This is a genomic window from Serratia sp. NFX21, assembly GCF_048517035.1.
GTDB lineage: Bacteria > Pseudomonadota > Gammaproteobacteria > Enterobacterales > Enterobacteriaceae > Serratia > Serratia quinivorans.
Map to the genome: position 1 here is coordinate 3,050,572 of NZ_CP183196.1, position 20,045 is coordinate 3,070,616.

Here is a 20,045-nt window from a genome sequence, read left to right on the forward strand (position 1 = left end):
TGAATATGTGCAGTACCTGCGGTTGTGCCCAGGGTGAATTAACCATTGAAGGGGATGTGAAGGTGCCATTCCGTCCGCAACGCAATGTACAGGGCGATCTGCATTACGGTTTGGGGCTGGCAGGCACCCATGCACCGGGTATCAGCCAGCGCCGGATGCTGGAAATTGAAACCCGGGTGCTGGATAAGAACGATCGTCTGGCGGAGGGTAATCGCCAGTATTTCGCCAACCAACATATTCTGGCGCTGAATCTGGTTTCCAGCCCCGGCTCTGGCAAAACCACACTGCTGACAGAAACGCTGCTGCGGCTGCATGGTCAGCACCCGTGCGCGGTGGTGGAAGGCGATCAGCAAACCACCAATGACGCGGAACGTATCCGCGCCACCGGTGTGCCGGCGATCCAGGTCAATACCGGTAAAGGCTGCCATCTGGATGCGCAAATGGTTCACGAGGCCGCCCGGCGTCTGGAACTCAAACCCCACAGCCTGCTGTTTATCGAGAACGTCGGCAATCTGGTTTGCCCGGCCAGCTTTGATCTGGGGGAGCGCCACAAGGTAGCGGTACTGTCGGTTACCGAAGGGGAAGACAAACCCCTCAAGTACCCGCATATGTTTGCTGCCGCACGGGTGATGCTGCTGAACAAGATCGATCTGCTGCCGTATTTGAACTTCGACCTGGCAGCCTGTATCGACAATGCCCGCAAGGTGAACCCGACGATTGAGGTGATTACCCTTTCGGCGACCAGCGGTGAAGGCATGGATCAGTGGCTGGCCTGGCTGGAGACACAGTTATGTGCATAGGCGTTCCAGGGCAGATCGTGGCGCTGGATGAAAAGCAGCCTCAGCATGCCTGGGCCGAAGTCTGTGGCGTGCAGCGGGAAGTGAATATTGCACTGGTGCGCCAGGAGGGTGAGCCCAGGGAAGCGATGATCGGCTGCTGGGTGCTGATCCACGTCGGCTTCGCCATGAGTCGGCTCGACAGGCAAGAGGCCGAGGAGATGCTTTCGGCACTGCAGGCGATGGGGGAAGTGGAGCAGGACGTGGCGCTGTTTTTGGCGGGGGAAGGCAACCATGCATTACGTTGATGAGTTCCGCGATCCGAAGCGGGTAAAAACCCTGTTGCAGCATATTCGGCAGCGAGCCGCACAGTTGCCGTTTAGCGCTGAGCGGCCGTTGCAAATTATGGAAGTATGCGGTGGTCATACCCATGCCATTTTCCGCTTTGGCCTGGATAAACTGCTGCCGCCGCAGATTGAGTTCATTCATGGACCGGGCTGCCCGGTTTGTGTGTTGCCCATGGGGCGTATAGATGCCTGCTGTGAAATCGCCGCTCACCCGGAGGTGATTTTTTGCACCTTCGGCGACGCGTTGCGGGTTCCGGGCAAACAGGGCTCTTTACTGCAGGCCCGCGAGCGCGGCGCCGATGTGCGGGTGGTTTACTCGCCGTTGGATGCTTTGATGCTGGCGCGGCAACACCCGCAGCGGCAGGTGGTGTTCTTTGCCCTGGGGTTTGAAACTACCATGCCGGTCACCGCCATTACCTTGCAACAGGCCCGGCTGGAAGGGTTGAATAACTTCAGCGTGTTTTGCCAGCACATCAGCCTGATCCCCACCTTGCGCAGCCTGTTGCAACAGCCGGATGTCCGCATCGACGGCTTTCTGGCGCCCGGCCACGTCAGTATGGTGATTGGTACCGCGCCGTATCACTTTATCAGTCGGCAATACCATAAACCGCTGGTGGTGACCGGCTTTGAACCGCTGGATATCCTGCAAGGGGTGATGATGCTGGTTGAGCAGTTTGTGGGTCAGCAGAGCCAAACCGAAAACCAATACCGCCGGGTGGTACCTGAACAGGGCAATCTGCTGGCACAACAGGCAATGAGCGAAGTCTTTGTGCTGGGCGGTGGCAGCGAATGGCGCGGCCTTGGCACCATTGCCGATTCGGGCATTGCCTTAACCCCGGCCTATAGCACCTTTGATGCGGAACGACGTTTCCGTCCGCAACACCGGCAGGTGGCTGACGATCCTCGTGCCCGCTGTGGAGAGGTGCTGACCGGGCGTTGCAAACCGCGTGACTGCCCACTGTTTGGTGGTGGCTGTACACCGCAAAATGCTTTTGGCGCGTTGATGGTGTCTTCGGAAGGTGCCTGCGCCGCCTGGTACCAATACCGTCGTGAAACAGAGGAAACCCCGGCATGAATAACGTGATTACTATGGCGCACGGCAGCGGCGGCAGCGCGATGCAGCAACTGCTGGATGAGATTTTCTTACCGGCCTTTGCCAATCCGCTGCTGGATCAGCGTGAAGACCAGGCCCGGTTGGATTTGGCCGAGTTAACCCAACAGGGCGATCGGCTGGCGTTTACTACCGACAGCTACGTGATTGACCCGATTTTCTTCCCGGGCGGTGATATTGGCAAACTGGCGGTCTGCGGGACGGCTAACGATCTGGCGGTCAGCGGCGCGTTTCCGCGTTATCTTTCCTGCGGGTTTATCCTCGAAGAAGGTTTGCCGCTGGTTGATTTACAACGGCTGGTGGCTTCGATGGCGGCCACTGCGCAGCAGGCCGGTATCCGCATTGTGACCGGGGATACCAAGGTGGTGCAGCGCGGCGCGGCCGACAAAGTGTTTATCAATACCGCCGGTATTGGGGTGATCCCGCCGGGCCTGGATTGGGCAGCGCAAAATATTCGCGTCGGTGACGCGGTGATTGTCAGCGGTACGCTCGGCGATCACGGGGCGACGATCCTCAACCTGCGGGAAAAGCTGGGCATGTCGCTGGATGTGATCAGCGATTGCGCGGTGTTGGCTCCGTTAATCACGCCATTACGTGGCATTAACGGCGTGCGAGCCATGCGCGATGCTACCCGTGGTGGAGTGAACGCCATCCTGCATGAGTTTGCTCGTGCGGCGGGCGTGGGGATTGAAGTTGAAGAGAACCTGTTACCGATAGCGCCGGCAGTGCGAGGGATTTGCGAGTTGCTGGGGCTGGATGCCATTAACTTTGCCAACGAGGGCAAGCTGGTGGTGGTGGCCGCGCCGGAAGCCGAACAGGCGGTACTGGCTGCGTTACAGGCGCATCCGCTGGGCAAGGCCGCGGCATTGATTGGCCGGGTGACTGCCGGACGACAAGTGAGGCTGCAGGGCGCTTATGGCATCAGCCGCCTGCTGGATTTGCCGCATGCCGAACCTTTGCCGCGCATTTGTTGATCCTGTCGGGGGAGAACCTTGTCGCCCAGCGTTACACTTTGTGACGTGACTCACTAAAATCATCATCGCGACTCAGGCAAGTGATAAACAATGTCGAATGCTCAATTAGAAAAACAAGAATTACTGGAAACGACCCGCACGCTGCTCAGTCAACACAGCTTCGGCGATTTGTTACGGCAACTGCGCCAGGTGCTGCAACGTCAGCAACTGGCAGACCATGTGACGCTGGTGTTGTTTGATTTGCACAGTGAGCGGGTCAGCTTTCATGGGCTGGATGCACAGCGGCAGCCGGTCATCTATCAGGATGAGACTTTGCTGGCCAATGGGCCGGTGAGCCGACTGCGACAAAGCCCGTTGCCGCAGCGCTGGCAGAGCGAAGATCTGCATGCGCGTTATCCGCAAATCAACGCCCTGGCGCTGTATCTGCCGTTTAACCAATATTGCCTGATGCCGCTGCACGCAGGCGGTAGCCTGATCGGCGGTTGTGAACTGTTACGCAGTAGTTCGCAACCCTTCAGTGATGCCAGTCTGGTGCAGTTGCAGACCCTGATGGAATTGGTTGCGCTGGCGGTGGAACAGATCAGGTTGCGTGAGCAGGCGGAAAACCGCCAACGTCAGTTATGCCATGAGCGTGACGATTACCGCGTTTTGGTCGACGTCACCAACGCAGTGTTATCGAAACTCGATCTGGATGATTTGATTGGCGAAATATCTACCGAGATCCACCGTTTTTTCAAGATCGATGCCATCAGCATGGTGCTATGCGTCGATAAAACCGATCGGGTGACCATCTATTCCACCCACTATTTGCAAGACGACGTGGTTGAACGTCAGCAGTACAGCGTGGCACTGGCCGGCACCTTATCCGAACAGGTGATGCAGAGCGGGGAAATGCTGCTGCTCAATCTGAAGCATTCCGATCGTCTGGCGGCTTATGAACGCCAACTGTTCGATCTCTGGCAGGATCAAATCCAAACGCTGTGCCTCTTGCCGCTGGTGTTTGGCAACAAGACCCTGGGCGTATTGAAGCTGGCGCAATGCCAGCCGGACAACTTCAACGCCGCCAATCTGCGGGTGTTGCAACAGATCGCCGAGCGTATCGCCATCGCGGTGGACAACGCGTTGGCCTACCAGGAAATCAGCCGCCTCAAAGAGAGCCTGGTGCATGAAAACCTCTATCTGACCGAGCAAATCAACGGCAACAACCCGGACTTTGGTGAGATTGTCGGGCGCAGCGTGGTGATGTCTGCGGTGCTTAAACAGGTTGAAATGGTGGCGAAAAGCGACTGTTCGGTGCTGATCCTCGGCGAAACCGGCACCGGTAAAGAGTTGATCGCCCGCGCTATCCACAACCTGAGCGAGCGGCGTGACCAGCGCATGGTGAAAATGAACTGTGCGGTGATGCCGACCGGGCTGTTGGAAAGCGATCTGTTTGGTCATGAAAAAGGCTCTTTCACCGGCGCAACCAACCAGCGGATGGGGCGCTTTGAACTGGCGGATAAAGGAACGCTGTTTCTGGATGAAGTGGGTGAAATCCCGGTGGAACTGCAGCCTAAACTGCTACGAGTGCTGCAGGAAAGGGAGTTTGAACGGGTAGGCGGCAACAAGGTGATTTCGGTGGATGTGCGCCTGATTGCCGCCACCAATCGCGACCTGCAGCAAATGGTGGCCGACCGGGAGTTTCGCAGTGACCTTTTTTACCGGCTGAACGTGTTCCCGATCGTCATCCCACCATTGCGTGAACGGCCGGAAGACATCCCGCAATTGGTGAAGTTTCTCACCTACAAAATAGCGCGTCGGATGAAGCGCACCATCGACAGCATTCCGGCGGAGACGCTGCGCCTGCTGAGTCAAATGCCCTGGCCGGGCAATGTGCGCGAGCTGGAAAATGTCATCGAACGGGCAGTATTGCTGACGCGTGGCACGGTACTTAACCTGGAGTTGCCGGAGCTGCGCTATCCGGTGCCGTCGATGGCTTTACCCTTGCCCTCGGCAGAGCCTGTCCAGGCGGGTGAGGACGATCGCGAGCGGATTATCCGCGTATTGAAAGAAACCAACGGTGTGGTTGCCGGCCCACGAGGTGCCGCGCAGCGCCTGGGTATCAAGCGCACTACGCTGCTTTCACGCATGAAAAAGTGGGGGATTGCGGTCAGGTAATTGGCATCAGAGAATTAAAAGGCCCGAGTCCGGTGGCGTATCCGGCTCGGGCCTGGCGGATCACTTAATTTGAATTAAGTTATTGCGTTATCGATCTCCAGCGGCTTTTGCTTGCTCAACAGATGCAGCAGTAAAGACACCCGTCGCTCTGTCCGCTCCGGCGTGTCCGGCGGCAAGTTATAACGCAGGGTATAGCGCTCGTTTTTTTCATTGTAGAAATCGATGGTAAGCACCGGTACTGAAGCCCCCACGACTTTACGATAATTTAATGAGATAGATGACAGCTCTCGCTTTATGGAAACGTCCATCTTCATTCGCTCACAACAAGAGTACGACGTGTTGACAGCGCAATACGCCCGATAGCAAAACTCAAGCCAGCACCCAACAGCAGCATCAGCAAGGAGCCCCAGGCGGCACGGGATACCTGTTTGGCCGCAACGTCAGCCGCTTCACGCGCTTTCTGTTCGGCCTCAGCCTTAAGTTGTTCGACTTTTTGAACCGCCTGCTGATAAGCCTGGGCGTAATTGTCGACAATTTGGGTCGCCTCTGCGTGGCTCTTGCCGGTACGTGCGGCGACGATGTTCACCAGCGCGTCTTTATCCGCCGCGTTCAGGGTAGGTTCCCCGGATTGCTTAACGCGCTCGAACCATTGCTTAAGCTCCGCTGCCGCCTGTGCCGGGTCGCTAGCCGCATCGGTCGCCGACTGCTTGCCATCCGCACCGGCCTGCTCGGTTTTTTGTTGCAGTTTAGACGGGTCTAATTCAACCTTGCCGGTTTGCTTGAGCGTGGTAACCAACTGATTTTGCAGCTCATCCCAATCCAGGCTGATGCCTTTTTTATCAAGTTGCTGTTTAACGCTGTCACCAATGCCCGGCGCTGCCGCCGCCACACCGTTACCCGCCAGAGACAACCCCTTGCCAACCGCACTGCCGGCCAGACCGACCACGCCGCTCGCCAATGAAATAATCAGCCAGGTGGTCAGCAAGGTTGTGACCGCCCAGCTCAACAGGCCATGCAAGCCACCGCGGTTGGGGGCCGTTCGGCCGGCGACAAAAGCACCCGCGGCCAGGGAGAGCAAGGTGGTGACGAACAGCCAGATGCCGGTCCCCACGCCGAAGCCACTCAGGGGATTGCCTGCGTGCAACGGATCCACGGCCGATGCGCCGACAGCAGTACCCAGTACACTCAATATCAGATAGGTCACCAGCGCCATGGCACTCCCGGCCAATATTGAGCCCCATGAAACGTTAAACGCCAGGCGATTGGATTCATAGACAGTGGTCATTGTTATTCCTTATATTTACTGGACAAGTGGTTGTACGCGCAGCACTCCGCTGCACCGACAGAATCAGTCTGCCGCTGTGCACCACTGAACGTCCCGGTTCATTTGCACCCATGGAACTAGTGCATTCACACCCCGCGAATGAACTACTTAAGCACTATGCTGGTGGGGAAGTCGTGTCATTGTCAGGCGCTCCGATCGCCGCCCGGTGGCCTGAGATCTTTTGTCTTATGGAGAAATAATGAGCCAGTCCGTTCTTGCCAGCGAAACCAACCGTAGCCAACTACAACAGATCATCTCGGGACTGACCGAAGGGGTGATCCTGACTGAAGTCGACCGGACCATTCTGTGGGCCAATGAGGCCGCACTGAGCATGCATGGGTTGACCAGGCTCAGTGAGTTGGGGGCCAATGCCCAGGAGTATGAAGAGCGTTTTGCCTTGCGTTATCGCAACAATCATCCTTTGAGCTCAGAGCAATATCCGCTTAACCGGGTGGCTGCTGGCGAGGAATTCAACGACGTGCTGGTCGAGGTACGGCCCGTTGGCGAGCCGGATTTTCTCTGGGTTCACCGTTTGCGCAGCCTGACGATCACTGACGCCAAAGGGCAGCCCGAGCTGCTGGTATTGATACTGAGTGACGCTACCGAGTGGGCCAGCGCCGAAGAGCGCTTTGAAAAAACCTTTAATGCCAATCCGGCTCCTGCGGTGATCTGTAGCCTGAGCGACCTGCGTTACATCAAGGTTAACCAGGGGTTCCTCGATATGACCGGCTATAGCCGCGATCAGGTTATGGGTAACTCGGTCTACGCGCTGGATGTGCTGGAGCAAGCGGAACATAAGGATCTGGCGGTGCAGCGCTTGAGCGAAGGGGCAACCATTCCACAGATGCAGGCGGAGTTAAAACTGCCGGCCGGAGGAACCAAACTGGTGATCGTCGCCGGTCAGCCGCTGGATATTAATGAAGTCGATTGCATGCTGTTCACCTTCACTGACCTTGAGCCCCGCCGTAAGGCCGAGTCGGCGCTGCGCGAGAGTGAAGAGCGGTTCGCCAAGTCCTTTCGTTTGAGCCCGGTTCCCACGCTGGTGTGCACTGCGGACAAGCAGCAGGTGCTGGATATTAACGAAGCCTTTATGAAGACCACCGGTTACCTCGCTGAGGAGCTGATTGGCAAGAGGGTCGAGGATATCAATGTCATCGACGGGCAGGGGGAATGTCGGCGCTTGTTTAGCTTACTGGGAAAAACCGGCAACGTAGAAAGTCAGGACCTTAAACTCCGCAAGAAGGGCAATGAAGTGCTCGACTGCGTGGTATCTGCTGATGCCGTGAGTATTCATGACGTCCCCTGTTACCTGTTGGTCATGATGGACATTACCGAGCGCAAACGTTCGGAACTGGAGTTGGTTTCCGCCATCGAGGAAGTGATGCAGGACGCTTCCTGGTTCAGTCAGACGCTGCTCGAGAAACTGGCCAATGTGAAAAGTATCAATAAGCCCAATCTGTCCGGATTTTCCTTCACCGATCTTACCGCCCGTGAGCGCGATGTGTTGGGGTTAATCTGCGAGGGCCTTCCAGACAAGAAAATCGCCACGCGACTCAATCTTGCCCCCAATACCGTGCGCAATCATGTGGCGATGGTTTACTCCAAACTCGACGTACACAGCCGTAGCGAAGCCATTGTCTGGGCCAGAGAGCGGGGGTTGTTTGCCGGCGAGCGGCAGTCTAAAAAGGGATGACAGGGTACGAATGTACTGGATATCGCCCGCATTTTGCGGGCATTTCTGCTATTCCCGCCAATCAATTTGTTACTCAATGTCAATGGCATCCGCAGGGATATAGCTTGGCTATGCGGCGTCTTCGACGCTAAGATAAATACCCTTGATTACTCACCCATTAAGGGAGATTTTCGTGAGCCAAGAATCATCTTCACCACTGTCGTTGGCGCAACGCGCGCTGGAGACCGAACCCCAATACATTGATGCACCCATGACGGCCGCAGCCGCCTTTCTTATCCTCAAGATCAAAGACGATAGTGCATCTCTCGCCACCGCCCGAGCCGTGATCGCCAGTACCGAAGATCTGATTAAAAATGTCCAGATACGATCCATCGATGTCAGCTTCACCTGCAACGTCGGTATTTCACATCGTGTCTGGGAGAGCCTTAGCGGAAAACCCGCGCCCAAAGAGCTGACGCCGTTTAAGGAAATAAAAGGCGCCAAGCATACGGCCGTGGCCACCTCCGGCGATTTGCTGTACCACGTGCGCGCAGGTGCGACAGATTTAATCATTGAGTTCGAGAAAATCCTGCTGGAAGCCTTTGGCGATTCGATCACTGTTGTCGATGAAGTTGCGGGATTCCGTTATTTCGACGGGCGTGACCTGCTGGAGTTTGTCGATGGTACCGCGAATCCGGTGGGTCTGGCTTTGCCACAGGCGACAATCGTAGGTGATGAGGATCCTGACTACGCGGGTGGCAGCTATGTGGTGATACAAAAATACTTGCACAATATGGCCGCCTGGCGTGCACAGAAGGTGGAAACTCAGGAAGCCATTATCGGGCGCACCAAGTTTGATAACGTCGAGTTACCGGATGCGACAGAGGGTCAAAAATCACATAAGACTCTGTGTACTATTGAGGACGAGCAGGGTGAACACGACATTTTGCGCGATAATATGTCCTTTGCCTCACCGGGGCGTGGTGAATATGGCACCTATTTTATCGGCTATTCACGCCATCTCTGGGTGATTGAGAAGATGCTTGAGCGTATGTTCATTGGCAATCCAGCCCCTCTGCACGACCGGATCCTTGATTTCTCCACGGCCGTGGCCGGCGTTAACTTCTTTGTTCCTGCACGGAAGTTCTTGAGCGATCTGGCTGATTGAGTTCGCAAAAGTGAGTTTTTGCGTATGAGGCATCCGTCCTATATATTTATTAACAGGCCCATAGGCCGTTAGGGAATTGTGATACTTGATCCAACTAATCACCGATTACTAGGAAGCTATCATGCATAAAAGAACACTGGCGACACTGCACTACGAGAAAATGCCTTACGATGGAGTGTATTACCACATCTTGAAACGTGAGGCGCAGGGGCACACGGCGCTGTTGAAACTTGATGCTGGCAGTCATCAGTCAGCCAGAATGCATCCGGGCTGGGTCAAACTGATGGTCCTGTCGGGTGAGCTGAAAATTGGCGATCAGACTCTACAGGCTCATGAGATGTTGATGATCCCGGCTAAAACCGCCTACACGGTGGATGCCATCACTGAAGTATTCTGCCTCGCCATCTCTGAACTGGACGGAGTGGAACTGGCCCGCTAGAGAAGGTTCACGGCATATTGTTCCGGCGGGCGTCTGAGATGTGCTCCCCGGAACAACCCCCTGGTTTTTCCCGACGAACATCTGAGGAAATGACTGGCAGGGGATCTGTTATTTATATCCAATTTATTAAAAAAATATATTTACAATACATTAAATAAGGCTTACGCACCTTTAATGTAAATTTGTTTAAATATCCGCGCTTGAAAATAATTTGTTGAAAGCTATTTTTCTCATGAAGAATTATATTGCACTCAATATATTACCAATTCCAGAAAAACAAACATTAATTTAACTGTTAACACTATAACCACCCCTCCAGGTGAATGGTGTGTAAAATAATTATAAATTTCAAACTTTTACCAACGGGTCATTATGAAAATTCCATTTAAACTTTTTACCTTTTTTGTAGCCAGTATTATCTCATTGAACTGTGGACTAGCAATGGCTCAAAGTAACGTTGAACGTAAGGAAACAATGAAAGATAGCCCATTGAATCAATTATCCATTACTTCGCAAACAGCGAAAAAGATGGCCTTGGCTGCTGAAGATGCAGCACGAAAGGAAAATTTTTCGATAGTTGTAAGTATTGTGGATAATAATGGAAATCTCAAATATTTCAATAGAATGGATGAGACCAGCGTTGGCAGTATTGAAGTCTCACAACTGAAAGCTTTAACCTCTGCTAAATTCCCAGTTTCTTCTAAGGTGCTTGCTGAGCGAAGCGCTAAACTACCTGGAAATCCCTACTCATCCATTCCTGGAATGTTATTATTAGAAGGTGGTTTGCCTATATTCAACAAGGCGGGAAAACATATTGGGGGCATAGGCATCAGTGGTGCTACTCCTGAATTGGACGCCAAGTTTGCTCAGGCCGGCGTTGATAGCTTCGCTGAATAAATACTTCCAGGCTGTAAGGATCCATTCTTCATTCCAGCACAATGCCGCTATAGAGTTGAATGGACCGATCCCAACGGGCCGACGATTTGGTTGGCCGTTCATTACGCTGAGCAATAAATCGCTACCGGGCGATAAATCAGAAGCGTTAACGCCAAATTTCATGGTGCGTTTTGAAGGATTCTGCAGGGGCAATGCTGCCAATTTTTTTCAGATTTCACGTAGCGCGATCAAAAAAGGAGGGCGTTTTGACCGATTCGACACAGCTATTAGCATTAATCCAATCCCTGGAAGTTAAGCTGCATCTGCCGGCAACAAGGAACAACGTCGCGGTGGTCAGCGAGTTGCTGCATGACGACTTTGAAGAGATTGGGCGTTCAGGGCATTACTATGACAAACTGCAAACCCTGGCGGCACTTCAAATCGAAAGTGGTCAGACACCGATTTTTTCCGAAGGGTTTAAGCTGGCCATCATTACCGAAGGTGCGGTGTTGCTGACGTACCGTAGTTTTCAACAGGGTGACGATGGTGACGTTACTCGATGTACATTGCGATCGTCGATCTGGTTATTATCTGCAAATGACAATGGCGGTCGATGGCAGATGCGTTTTCATCAGGGCACGCCGACCAATTGTTGACACAGGTGATGTTGAGCCACAAACCAACAATCACCAATGAACAGACAAGAACCGGTAAAGAGAAAGGCGAGGTGAGTTATGGACAGGATAGACAGCCCGGTGCGTGGCCATAAATGCAATTTAACATAATATACATTATGCGCACCATGGTAGCTGTACGTAGAATCTGAGCTTCTGGCTTTTATCATGGCCTTATCAAGATATCTCTAAGTTGGTTGGCCGCCAGCCCACCGGATGAATTTCCACGGCTAAATCGACTCGAGTATCTCAGCTATGTTTTCTGGATAGACAATCTCATCCGTTGTTCTTAACTCTTCGATACTCCACCAGTGATGCTCGCTGATGACACGCTTTTCCTCACCGCTCCAACGGTCAGTGTTGATCTCGCGATGTCTCACTCGCACAACGTAAAACTTTTCCTGCGCTTCAACCATCTCGCCATTCGTCAACATCATCTCAAAGTTTCTTTGCGCCACACACTGGCCAACTTCATTGCACACAATGCCCGTTTCTTCCTGTAGCTCTCTAACAGCCGCTTGTTTATAGGACTCACCTTGTTCAACACCGCCGCCTGGTGTTGCCCAATATGATTGTCCCGCCAACGCGCCAGAGCTGTGCGTGAATTTAAACAACAAAACCTGTCCTGAAGGTTCAGTAATCAAAAGCCTGGATGCTGGTCGCGTTCGCACTTTATTTCCTTCCCTATATGAGAAACTGAGATCTAAGCCCTGGCCATTATCATGGGAAAAGCTCCCTTTGCTATCAAGTCCAAAATACCTCTGCAAGATTTGGCTATTCTATGGGATAGTCAGCCCAGTTTGTATACAGGGAACTCAGGATGTGTACCACAGAGAAACATATGATTGTTATCGGTGCGGGAATTATGGGTGCATCAATAGCCTATCATTTGGCAAGCCGCGGGATAAAAGTGACGGTCATTGATAAAAACCAACCTTCTTCTGGCGCTACCGGCAGCTCTTTTGGCTGGATCCACACGACAGTAAGTGATGATGCACCTGATGCTTTTCTTCGCCGCGCATCGGTGGCCGATTGGCAGCGACTGGAAAAAGAAATCCCGGAGCTTTGGGTGAATTGGACTGGCGCACTAAGTTATGACGATGAATCGCTGGAAAGTCAGCCCAATGAAAACCTGCTTCAACAACCCGAGATATCCAGGCTTGAACCCGCGTTTAACAACCCGCCACGGCGTGCATATTATGCGGTTTATGATGGTGCTGTCGACCCCATCGATGCCACGCACGCCCTGCTGGAAAAGGCTTGTAGCTTGGGCGCTACGCTGAAAATTCAAACGCCGGTCATCGGTTTTCTCCAAAATGGCAACCATGTTATCGGCATCCAAACCCCGGAGGGCGTATTAAATGCGGATGCGGTTATCCTGGCCTGCGGAACAGGTATAACTCCCCTACTTGCTACCATTGGGATCCCGTTGCCGATCCTGGCGTCACCGGCAATTCTGTTACGGTTCGGCACCGAAAAGCATTTAATTAACACCCTGATTTCAGGTCATGATGTAGAAGCCCGGCATGCCCGTAACGGTGATATTTTGGCTGCGGAAGACTTTCCGCTATCGGGCAATACCGATAATGTCGCCGCTGAGACCCTGGCAGCGATGAAATCAGGATTGAACGGCGCAGCTTCGCTGCACTTACTGAGCCAATCGGTGGGACAGCGCCCAGTGCCGGAAGATGGATGTCCGGTCATCGGATTTGTCGGCGAGAGGCCTGGAGTTTATGTTGCCGTCATGCATCCGGCGGTAACCTGTGCGGCTACCCTGGGCAGAATGGTCAGTGAAGAGCTGATCAGCGGTAATAACCCGGAAATACCTGCAATTTATCGTCCTCGCCGCATCACTTCTGACCCAAAACAATCTTAATAACGGCAATCGTCGCAGGACTTCACCTGGCGACGATTACCGATGAAGATACTCAAATAATGTATGAAAGCAGGAAGGTCATGCCCAGCGCCAATACCGAAGCGATAAAGGTGGCCGTAGTGTAATACTTGAAGGTTTCATTCAGCGTCGCTCCACAATATTGCTTCACCAACCAGAACAGTGAATCCGTCACTATGGTGCAGCCAATAGCACCAGAACCGATGGCAATGGTCACGATCTCTGGGCTGACATTGGGATAAAGCGACAACATCGGCGCAACTATCGCCGTAGCGCCCATCATGGCTACGGTGGCGGAACCCACGGCAGCATGCAGAATAAGCGCGACCAGCCAGGCTAACAAGATAGGATGCATATGCAGGTTTGACAGCATCAGCGCCAGGGTATCGGCCAGGCCACTGGTCTTCAAAATACTGTTAAATGCTCCGCCGGCCCCGATGATCAACAAGATATTGGCAATGGAGGAGAAACCGGACTCAGTATGGCTCAACAGCGCGCTCATCCCCATGTGACGACGTATCCCCAGAACGTAATAAGCCACAAATACAGCAATAAACATGGCAATGATCGGGTTACCGATAAACTCCATAGCGGCAAACAAGCGCCCTTCTTTATTCAGATTCAGCTCAGCGACCGTTTTGACCAGCATCAGCACTATGGGCAGTAAAACCGTAAACAGCGTTGCTCCCAGTGATGGCAGTGAATGTTCTTCTCGCACGGCCAGATTGGAGAACTCAGGCGGTACCGCTTTAAACGGCAAGCGTTTACCCAGCAATTTCAGGAACAGTGGACCACCTACCAGTGACGCCGTCAGCCCGACGAACAGGCCATAAACAATCACCGTGCCCACATCGGCTCCCAGCTTGTTGGTTACAAATAACGCTGCGGGATGAGGGGGAACCACACAGTGCACCGCCATCAATGCGGTACACAAAGGAATGGCCAGCTTGAGTAATGAAGTCCCAGTTTTTCTGGCGATGGAGAAAGCCAATGGGATCAACAGAACTACGCCCACTTCAACAAACAGCGTGATACCGCAAACCAAGCCGACCAGCACCATAATCACGTCGACAGACAACCAGCGGCAGCGTTGCAACGCAATACCAATGCGCTCTGCCGCGCCGGAGACCTCCATCATTTTCCCCAGAATGGTCCCCAGCCCAATGATCGCTGCCAAAAATCCTAGCGTACTGCCGATGCCGTTTTCGATGGCATTGACCATATCAATCGGGCCCATCCCCATCATGCTGCCAACAAAGAAGCTTGCTAACAGTAACGCCAAAAAAGGGTGAAGCTTAAACTTCACGATGGTCAAAATGATGATCGCGATACTGGCGATCAGCGTGCCGGCAACCCAAACTTGCGAATCCATAGCCCATACCCCCGTCATAAACTGACTGTCATTGGACAGGAAAACGACGATCGGTGACAAACGATAAAAATCCGCTCTCACATGAGTGAAACAGAATCAAACGAGTGACTTACGCCAAAAAATGGTGCAGTTTAGCGACATAGGTCAACTTTACTCACCAAGCTGGTGTGTAAATCGCAGATATTTTTAAATTTTCTGGGGGGATTATGACGGTAAATCTAACGGGGCCACATCGCTCACTGAATGGTTGGCAGTTATCGCGGTTATTTACCTTTGAAGTGGCTGCGCGGCATGAGTCTTTCGCCATGGCGGCCGATGAGCTTTCTGTCAGCCCCAGCGCCGTCAGCCATAATATTAACCAGCTTGAAGCCAATCTGGGTATCCAGCTGTTTGTCCGCTCTCACCGTAAGGTTGAACTCACAACCGAAGGCAAACGGGTTTTTTGGGCGCTAAAATCTTCACTTGGCACCCTGAACCAGGAGATTCTGGATATCAAGAATCAGGCGCTATCAGGTTCATTAACAATTTACTCCCGCCCCTCCATTGCTCAGTGCTGGATCGTGCCGGCGTTGGCGGATTTCTCACGCCGATACCCCGCCATTAATCTGACTATTCTGACCGGCAACGAATATGTGAACTTCCAACGCGCCGGCATTGATCTGGCGGTTTACTTTGACGCCACCCCGTCATCGCAGCTTCATTATCAATACCTGATGGATGAAGCGATCATCCCGGTATGCAGCCCGGAGTACGCCAGTCAATTTGAGCTGGCCAACTTTCCCGGCAACCTCTCCCACTGCACCCTGCTCCACGATCGACAAGCCTGGAGCTATGATTCCGGTACCGATGAGTGGCACAGTTGGGCTCAGCATTTCGGTGTCAATCTGGATACCTCTCCGGGTATAGGTTTTGATCGTTCCGATTTGGCCGTTACGGCAGCCATCAATCATGTTGGCGTGGCTATGGGCCGCAAACGGTTGATCCACAAACGGCTTAACTCCGGTGAACTGGTGGCGCCATTCCCGAAAATGGAGCTGAAATGTGACCAGCACTACTATGTATCGACACTTTCCGACCGCCAGTGGCCGAAGATTGACGCCTTCATTGCTTGGTTAAAAAACCTGGGGGAACTCCCTGTGTAAGCATCAGTCTCTAACAGAAATGCGGATGTGGGCAGGTAATATCACTTAATCGTCTTTGTTGTCGGGGATGATATTTTCGACAGGAATGCGATGTTCGAGATATAACCACTTCTTTACTGCCGGTATTATTTTCCGTCAGAACCAAGATATATCCCAATGGTTAAATTGGTTGAGATTGTGAGGCAAACGGCAATTCACTTTATCAATAGGCTAACCCCGGATAAAATGTTTTAACATTTGTCAGATAAAACAGTACAATTCAGTCCGTTAATTTCGCACTATTTTTAGGATATATGTGTCGTTAATTAGGACTGCCACATCGCGAAGCCGTCTCCCCGCCTGTCTGGGGATTTTTGCGATCCTGATGTTGTTCATTGCCCCGGTGATCTCCCGATCGCTGGAGCATGCGCGCGTCGGGCAGTCTGAAACCGCCAGTATGGCAGACTGCGGTATGGATATGTCGACGCATATGCATCATCCGCCACCGTCAGCACCGAGCGGTAAGGCCAGCCAACCCGGTATGCCAATGGGCATGCAGACCGGCAGCCACAATATGGCGATGATGATGGATGACAGCGCCTGCGGTTACTGTGTGCTGCTGATCCATGTGCCGTTGTTGGACCTGGCCTATTCGCCGTTGTTCTGGTCTGGTTCGTTGCTGTCCCGTGCTCCACCAGCGCATTATATCTTCCCGTTATTCGCCCATCTGACCTACTCCGAGTCACAACCTCGCGCACCACCAGCATCACTTCCTCTGATTTAAAAGTTAATAGACTGCAGCCAAATTATTCCTGTTGAGATAATTCAATCAGGAGGTTGACGCACGCCTGTCAAATTTACTGCTGCAGATCATTATTTATCGCAACTCGACTGGCGTTATTAATCCGTCATGGCGAGAACGACCCTCTATTTACGGCGGCATGATGCTCCGGGCATCACTGCGTCTAAATAATAACCGGTCGTGATGTGAAAATACGTTTAGCGTCAAAATTTGCATTAAGGAACGATGATGTTCGGTAAAACAAAAAATTATAAAAAACACCCTCTGTCACTGCATATTACTGCGGCGATGCCTTTGTTTGCTCTGGTGGCCTTTAACGGCCATGCCGCAGAACAGCATCAGCATGATGTTGCCGTCAAAACCAACGACGGTGACGTCATTACCGTGACTGCGCCACTCTATTCACCGATGACCATAGTGACGTCCCCTAAAACACCGCGTCAGCCGGTGCCGGCCAGCGATGGTTCTGATTATCTGAAAACCATTCCAGGCTTCTCGCAAATCCGTAACGGCGGCACCAATGGCGATCCGGTGTTTCGCGGCATGTTTGGCTCACGACTGAAAATTCTGACCGACGGCGGCGAAATGTTGGGTGCCTGTCCGGCAAGGATGGACGCCCCTACTTCCTATATCTCGCCGGAAAGTTATGATCTGCTGACCATCACCAAAGGCCCGCAGACGGTGCTCTGGGGGCCAGGTTCCTCAGCGGGAACAGTACGTTTCGAACGTGAGCGTCCGCGCTTTGAACAGCCCGGCATCAAGGGCAATGCCAGCGTATTGGCCGGTTCTAACGGTCGCTGGGATGAAAATATCGATGCCAGTCTGGGGGGCGAACAAGGCTATTTACGCCTGATGGGCAACAAATCGCGCTCCAACGACTATAAGGATGGCAATGGCGACCGCGTACCATCACGCTGGGATAAATGGAATGGTGATTTGGCGCTGGGCTGGACGCCAGACAGCGATACTCTGTTGGAAGTGACCATGGGCCGGGGTAATGGTGAGGCTCGTTATGCCGGGCGCAGCATGGACGGTTCACAGTTCAAGCGTGAAAGTCTGGGCATGCGGTTTGAAAAATCCAACATTGGTGAGGTGCTGGATAAACTTGAAGCTCAGGTTTATTACAACTACGCCAACCATATTATGGATAACGTCACCCTTCGCTCCCCCGGTCAGGGTGGCATGGCGATGGGACATATGGGCATGGGTCATATGAATATGGGGATGACGATGCAACTGGATCGCCGCACCGTCGGCGGGCGCGTCATGGGTACCTGGCTATGGCAAGATTTCAAGTTGGAAAGCGGTATGGATACGCAAACCAACACTCACCGCAATAGACAGGGTGACGGCTGGCAGAAAGATGCGCAATTTCATAACTACGGTGCTTTTGGCGAGCTGACCTGGACCGCGACCGAACAAAGCAAGGTGATCAGCGGTGCACGCCTCGATCGCAGCCTGGTGGATAACTATCAATCGGCTAATGAGCGTGAACGTTCCGATACCTTGCCTAGCGGTTTTACGCGCATTGAGCATACGCTTGCCGGCATGCCGCTGATGGTTTACGCCGGGATTGGCTATACCGAACGCTTCCCTGACTACTGGGAACTGTTCTCCCCGACTTTGGGGCCGAACGGCAGTAAAAGCCCGTTTGATAGCGTGAAAAGTGAAAAGACCACGCAAATCGATATCGGCGCTCAATACACCGATAAACGCTTTAACAGCTGGGTGTCCGCATACCTGGGTCATGTGAATGACTTTATCCTGTTCAAATACGATCCACACCATGCTCGTATCAGTCAGGCCGATAACGTGAACGCCACGATTATGGGCGGTGAAATGGGCATGGGTTACCAACTTGCCGAGCACTGGAAAACCGATGCCAGCCTGGCCTATGCCTGGGGTAAAAACACCACTGACCACCAGCCACTGCCGCAAATACCGCCGCTGGAAGCACGCTTTGGTTTAACCTACGAACGTGGCGACTGGAGCAGCACCGGCCTTTGGCGTCTGGTCAGTAGCCAGCACCGTGTGGCGATCAATCAGGGTAACGTGGTGGGTAAAGACTTTGCCGACAGTCCGGGCTTTGGCGTGCTTTCCGCCAATGTGGCCTACAAGGTCACTCCGCAGGTCAAACTCAGCACCGGCCTGGATAACATCTTCAACAAAACCTACAGCGAGCATCTCAATCTGGCAGGCAACAGCACCTTCGGTTATTCATCGAATACTTCGGTAAATGAGCCAGGGCGCACCCTCTGGGCCAAGGTCAACGTCACCTTCTAACTAAACAGAGCCGGGTGGTGATTATCATCGCCCGGCAAAGATTTTTGCCCAAGTGACTTGGGCGGGTCTGCATTTTCACCCTACCCGAAGCGCTTCAACAACCAATGAGAAAGCTGGGGAAGGCTGTTTACGACTGGGATAATACAAGTAGTAGCCAGGAAACGGCTTACACCATGGCTCCAGTACGCGAATCAGACGCCCGTCTTCAATATGCTTTCCAAATTCTTCTTCTGGCAAAAATGCAATCCCCAGCCCTGCAAGCGCGGCATCAACAATATGTACAGAAGTATTGAAAATGAGTTGTCCGCTGACGCGCACATTAAGATCCCCACCATCCTGATCAAAATCCCAGACATACAGCCCGCCAGACCTGACCATTCGCTGATTTATGCACAGGTGTTGCGTCAATTCGTGGGGGGTATTGGGGATCGGGTAACGTGAAAAGTAGTCCGGTGCTGCCACTGCAGCCATGCGTAATTTGGGGCCAATCGGAACGGCTATCATGTCTTTATCAATGGTGTCACCCAGCCGAACGCCCGCATCAAAACGGTCTGCCACAATGTCGCGGAAACCATGATTGGCGTCGAATTCGATATTTATGTCCGGATACTCTCGCAACAGGGGCGCCAGCTTTGGCAACAGCGTGCTGTGTAAAACGTCTGGCCCGCAGGTGATGCGGACCCTACCCGCCGGCTTATCGCGCAGCTCCGTCAGCATATCCAGTTCGGCTTCAATCTCATCGATACGATTGCCTATAGCCAGTAACAATCGTTCTCCAGCGGAAGTCGGTGACACACTACGGGTGGTACGCGTCAGCAGGCGAATTTGCATCCGTTCTTCAAGTGCGGAAATCGCCTGGCTCAGAGCCGGCTGAGTGACGCCCAATTGTGCCGCCGCGCGGGTAAAGCTGCTTTCACGTGCGACCGTAACAAAATAAAGCAGGTCATTCAGGTTGCGTTTCATCTGGTCTAGCCACCCTATTAATAAGCATTGGTTATAAAGTCATTAAGTATTCATTAGCTAGTTATTTTGCACCCTGCATGTAAAATTTTCAG

The 20,045-nt window shown here is 53.0% G+C and carries 19 protein-coding genes; 14 read left to right on the forward strand and 5 right to left on the reverse strand.

Going from position 1 to position 20,045, the window contains the following annotated elements; genetic code table 11:
* Positions 1–5: 5 nt before the first annotated feature.
* The 5 genes from hypB (at position 6) to flhA (ending at position 5,365) form a co-directional block, all read left to right on the forward strand.
* Positions 6–800: a hydrogenase nickel incorporation protein HypB gene (hypB, locus tag ACNT1W_RS14440; RefSeq protein ID WP_419245758.1), complete on the forward strand. Its 795-nt coding sequence runs from the start codon at positions 6–8 to the stop codon at positions 798–800.
* On the forward strand, positions 791–1,084 hold the full coding sequence (locus ACNT1W_RS14445; RefSeq protein WP_012145165.1) for a HypC/HybG/HupF family hydrogenase formation chaperone: 294 nt from the start codon (positions 791–793) through the stop codon (positions 1,082–1,084). The genes hypB and ACNT1W_RS14445 overlap by 10 nt, the downstream gene beginning before the upstream one ends.
* Positions 1,071–2,198, forward strand: a complete 1,128-nt coding sequence (gene hypD / locus ACNT1W_RS14450; RefSeq protein WP_115184660.1) for a hydrogenase formation protein HypD — start codon at positions 1,071–1,073, stop codon at positions 2,196–2,198. The genes ACNT1W_RS14445 and hypD overlap by 14 nt, the downstream gene beginning before the upstream one ends.
* On the forward strand, positions 2,195–3,208 hold the full coding sequence (gene hypE, locus ACNT1W_RS14455; RefSeq protein WP_419245759.1) for a hydrogenase expression/formation protein HypE: 1,014 nt from the start codon (positions 2,195–2,197) through the stop codon (positions 3,206–3,208). The genes hypD and hypE overlap by 4 nt, the downstream gene beginning before the upstream one ends.
* A 90-nt stretch (positions 3,209–3,298) precedes the next feature.
* Positions 3,299–5,365: a formate hydrogenlyase transcriptional activator FlhA gene (gene flhA / locus ACNT1W_RS14460; protein WP_419245760.1), complete on the forward strand. Its 2,067-nt coding sequence runs from the start codon at positions 3,299–3,301 to the stop codon at positions 5,363–5,365.
* Between the two features lie 74 nt (positions 5,366–5,439).
* Here the strand turns inward: flhA and ACNT1W_RS14465 are convergent, their stop codons facing one another.
* Positions 5,440–5,673 (reverse strand): hypothetical protein, encoded by a 234-nt coding sequence (locus ACNT1W_RS14465; protein ID WP_017892857.1) that lies wholly within the window; start codon positions 5,671–5,673, stop codon positions 5,440–5,442.
* A 2-nt stretch (positions 5,674–5,675) separates the two neighbouring features.
* Positions 5,676–6,650 (reverse strand): hypothetical protein, encoded by a 975-nt coding sequence (locus ACNT1W_RS14470; RefSeq protein WP_329909365.1) that lies wholly within the window; start codon positions 6,648–6,650, stop codon positions 5,676–5,678.
* A gap of 238 nt (positions 6,651–6,888) precedes the next feature.
* Between ACNT1W_RS14470 and ACNT1W_RS14475 the strand changes: the two genes are divergently transcribed.
* The 5 genes from ACNT1W_RS14475 (at position 6,889) to ACNT1W_RS14495 (ending at position 11,500) form a co-directional block, all read left to right on the forward strand.
* A complete protein-coding gene (locus ACNT1W_RS14475) occupies positions 6,889–8,382 on the forward strand; it encodes a PAS domain S-box protein (protein WP_012145171.1) in 1,494 nt (497 codons plus the stop codon).
* 172 nt (positions 8,383–8,554) lie between these two features.
* Complete coding sequence (locus ACNT1W_RS14480) at positions 8,555–9,529, forward strand: Dyp-type peroxidase (protein ID WP_419245761.1); 975 nt, start codon at positions 8,555–8,557, stop codon at positions 9,527–9,529.
* A 121-nt stretch (positions 9,530–9,650) separates the two neighbouring features.
* The gene (locus tag ACNT1W_RS14485) at positions 9,651–9,968 is read left to right on the forward strand and encodes a cupin domain-containing protein (RefSeq protein WP_012145173.1); all 318 of its coding nucleotides are present in this window, start codon (positions 9,651–9,653) and stop codon (positions 9,966–9,968) included.
* 372 nt (positions 9,969–10,340) lie between these two features.
* Positions 10,341–10,865, forward strand: a complete 525-nt coding sequence (locus tag ACNT1W_RS14490) for a GlcG/HbpS family heme-binding protein (protein WP_012145174.1) — start codon at positions 10,341–10,343, stop codon at positions 10,863–10,865.
* A 245-nt stretch (positions 10,866–11,110) separates the two neighbouring features.
* The gene (locus ACNT1W_RS14495; RefSeq protein ID WP_419245762.1) at positions 11,111–11,500 is read left to right on the forward strand and encodes a DUF4440 domain-containing protein; all 390 of its coding nucleotides are present in this window, start codon (positions 11,111–11,113) and stop codon (positions 11,498–11,500) included.
* A gap of 248 nt (positions 11,501–11,748) precedes the next feature.
* Here ACNT1W_RS14495 and ACNT1W_RS14500 read toward each other — a convergent pair whose 3' ends face one another.
* Positions 11,749–12,189 carry an NUDIX hydrolase gene (locus ACNT1W_RS14500; protein ID WP_419245763.1) on the reverse strand — a complete coding sequence of 147 codons (441 nt, stop codon included), beginning with the start codon at positions 12,187–12,189 and terminating at the stop codon, positions 11,749–11,751.
* A gap of 149 nt (positions 12,190–12,338) precedes the next feature.
* Here ACNT1W_RS14500 and ACNT1W_RS14505 point away from each other — a divergent pair, with 149 nt between their 5' ends.
* Positions 12,339–13,394, forward strand: a complete 1,056-nt coding sequence (locus ACNT1W_RS14505; RefSeq protein WP_419245764.1) for an NAD(P)/FAD-dependent oxidoreductase — start codon at positions 12,339–12,341, stop codon at positions 13,392–13,394.
* A 52-nt stretch (positions 13,395–13,446) separates the two neighbouring features.
* Here ACNT1W_RS14505 and dsdX read toward each other — a convergent pair whose 3' ends face one another.
* Complete coding sequence (gene dsdX, locus ACNT1W_RS14510) at positions 13,447–14,784, reverse strand: D-serine transporter DsdX (protein ID WP_261128830.1); 1,338 nt, start codon at positions 14,782–14,784, stop codon at positions 13,447–13,449.
* Positions 14,785–14,990: 206 nt separating this feature from the next.
* Between dsdX and dsdC the strand changes: the two genes are divergently transcribed.
* The 3 genes from dsdC (at position 14,991) to ACNT1W_RS14525 (ending at position 18,990) form a co-directional block, all read left to right on the forward strand.
* A complete protein-coding gene (gene dsdC / locus ACNT1W_RS14515; protein ID WP_017892864.1) occupies positions 14,991–15,926 on the forward strand; it encodes a DNA-binding transcriptional regulator DsdC in 936 nt (311 codons plus the stop codon).
* A 364-nt stretch (positions 15,927–16,290) separates the two neighbouring features.
* Complete coding sequence (locus tag ACNT1W_RS14520; protein ID WP_232020787.1) at positions 16,291–16,689, forward strand: DUF2946 domain-containing protein; 399 nt, start codon at positions 16,291–16,293, stop codon at positions 16,687–16,689.
* 243 nt (positions 16,690–16,932) lie between these two features.
* Positions 16,933–18,990: a TonB-dependent copper receptor gene (locus ACNT1W_RS14525; protein ID WP_329909344.1), complete on the forward strand. Its 2,058-nt coding sequence runs from the start codon at positions 16,933–16,935 to the stop codon at positions 18,988–18,990.
* Positions 18,991–19,065: 75 nt separating this feature from the next.
* On the opposite strand, the gene ACNT1W_RS14530 is transcribed toward ACNT1W_RS14525, so the two are convergent.
* On the reverse strand, positions 19,066–19,953 hold the full coding sequence (locus tag ACNT1W_RS14530) for a LysR family transcriptional regulator (protein ID WP_017892867.1): 888 nt from the start codon (positions 19,951–19,953) through the stop codon (positions 19,066–19,068).
* Positions 19,954–20,045: the final 92 nt, after the last annotated feature.